We start from the raw sequence: 2,625 nt of genomic DNA, 5'->3' as shown, positions 1-2,625 counted from the left end.
TTAAAGACAATGACCTTCCCCTAGAAGAAGTCATGCCCAGATAGCAACTCCTTGCGCTCCATAGCTCTCTCCCCAAGGGTTAAACCCCACATTCCGCAGATTAATTTGTAGTATGCAAAGTAATACGCTAATCCTGTGTACCTTGGGGATTTTTTACGTATGAATATTTAATTATATAATTATATTTATAGGCTACACATAAATCCTGATAATTACGTAGTACACGGTGAAGTGCGGAATATTGGTTAAAGGATGCTCTAATTAGCAGCCAGGTAAATAAAGATATGATAAAATCCTAGTCGGTGCTCAGGGAAGATTGGCCAAAATTTTTGTCCAAGATGTAAGTTAGATGAAAAATTTTGGTCAAAAATAAGCATATCCCTTGATTTGAGCCAATAAAAGGCTATCTATGCATTATTAACTATTTATAGTTGAGTGTAAAATTTTCACTATTCACAGGTGCATCTTAACGTTCTAAATCTATAACTCAAGGAACTGGAGAAGTGTTTTAGCCTTCAATGGTCGTATTTTTCCAAAAGCGATGCAGCGAGGTAGCACGGTCTTGGGGATCCAGCGCGGTCATGGGGGGAACCCCCATGAGCAACTGCCGTGGTTTCCCCCACTCGCGCTTGGGATCAAGACAGTGAGATGCAGCCACTATTGACTGCCCCCGGCTCTTCATTTCTTGGTTAGATACACAGAATTAGAAAGGGATAAATTCTGTTAAAATCCCCAAGATTTGCGGAAAATTCAGATCCGCTCCTCTGGTGCTCTACCCCCCTCAGTCTAGATCGAGCAATGTTACAGCCCTGCCGATCTTCGGGGGGTAATCGGGGAGCAACTGTTCACACTCAACGGTTCACACAACAGTGAACCAAACTATACAGGTTGCATCTTCATTGTCTTGATGCAAAGCGCGAGTGGGGGAAACCACGGCAGTCGCTCATGGGGGAGACCCCCAAGACCGCGCTGCCTCCCCAAGACCGCGCTGCATCGCTGGTTCACACTTAACAGTGAACCAAACTATACACGTTACCTCTTCATTAACGTCTTATCAACACGAAAAACTAATGATTCGTTACCGACAAAAGAAAATTAGCATTTTGTTTGGCAGTCTCTTAATCGTTGGGGCATGGTGGTTACCTGTCCAAGCTCAACAAAGCACTAATGCACCTAATCAGAAAGCAGTTACAACTGAAGATCCAACTATTCCGATTGAGGAGCTAGAGCTATTGCTCAAGCCATTGACTAAGGATGAGCTAGAGGGTGAAGCTCAGGGGTGGATGTTCTTGCTTAAAACTAAAGTTAAAGAACTCAGCGATGCGGAAATTGCTGTCAAGCGCAAAAATCGAGAGCTTCAACAATCTAAGGAAGCTGTTGATGCCCTAGAAGATGCCAAAAAGGCTCTTGAGGAAGCCAAAGACACTAAAGAAAAAATAGAGACTGAGCCATCGCCATCAGCTTCCGTTGAAGCTAATGACGCGGCTGTTGAAGCACAGGAAGCTCTCAAAAAAGCTCAGGAGTCAGTAGAAGAAGCGGTAAAAGAAGAAAAAAAGACCCAGCAGGATAAAACCTTGCAAGGGGCGATTGATCAAGCAGTTGAAAGTACGGAAGAGGATAAAAATAAAGCCAAAACCTCAGACGAGGAAGTTGCGAAGGTTCAAGAGCAGATTGGGACAATTAGCAACAAAGTCGTTACGGATGAACAACAGCAGAAAAAGACTGAACAGGGACTGGACAAAGCTCAAGAAAAGATAGAAGAAGCGGTCGAGGCCAAGACCGAAGTAAAAAAACAAGTACTGGTCAACATCACGAAACTCCGGGATGAACGGGCTGGTTTAAGCGATCGCTTTGAGGTGGTACTTGAAGAGCTGGAACTTAAAGGTGGTGATGTCAAGTTGTACCAAAAATACGTCAATGCCATCAGTGGGATTAAGGTTGATGTAACCGACACTCAAGGAACCTGGATTACTATCGTTGGCTGGCTCCAGTCTAAAGAAGGAGGTCAGCGCTGGGCCAATAACATTGGCAAATGTATAGGAATCATTGCTGGCTTTAGCATCCTCTCGGTAATCTTAGGAACAGTACTCGAGAAATCTTTGGGAATGTTCCCAAATATCTCAGTTATGCTGGGTCAGTTCTTGGTTACTCTAACCCGCCAAGGATTATTTGTGGTGGGTATTATTTTAGGGATTACTGCCCTAGAGGTCAGTATTGGTCCACTGATCGCTATGATTGGAGCTGCTGGTTTTGTGGTAGCGTTTGCGTTCCAAAGTACCCTCGGTAACTTGGCCAATGGCTTAATGATTTTGCTATATAAACCTTTCGATGTGGGGGATATCATTGAAGTAGCTGGAGTAAGAGGTAATGTTCAGGATGTTAACTTAATTTGTACCACCATCAAGACTTATCAAAATAAAATTATTATTGTGCCCAACAATTCAGTCTGGGGTAACGTTATCGAGAATGAAACCAGTAGCCCCGTCCGCGCTATCTTTATCACGGTAAGGGTCAGCTACCACAATAGTATTACTCAAGCGATCCAAGTTCTTAAGGATATTGCTAACTCTCATCCTTTAGTATTGAAAGATCCAGGCCCTTGGATTGATACCGGTGAATTGGCTG

1 protein-coding gene is annotated in these 2,625 nt (G+C 43.6%); it reads left to right on the top strand.

Annotated elements, in window-relative coordinates; all coding sequences use genetic code 11:
• Window positions 1-920: 920 nt before the first annotated feature.
• Window positions 921-2,625 (top strand): mechanosensitive ion channel domain-containing protein (locus F6K49_RS40370; protein ID WP_293106461.1); only part of this gene is annotated, 1,705 nt, incomplete at its 3' end.

This window comes from Moorena sp. SIO3I6, from assembly GCF_010672095.1.
The sequence above is the reverse complement of the archived record's forward strand: the minus strand, read 5'-3'. Positions and strand labels throughout refer to the sequence as shown.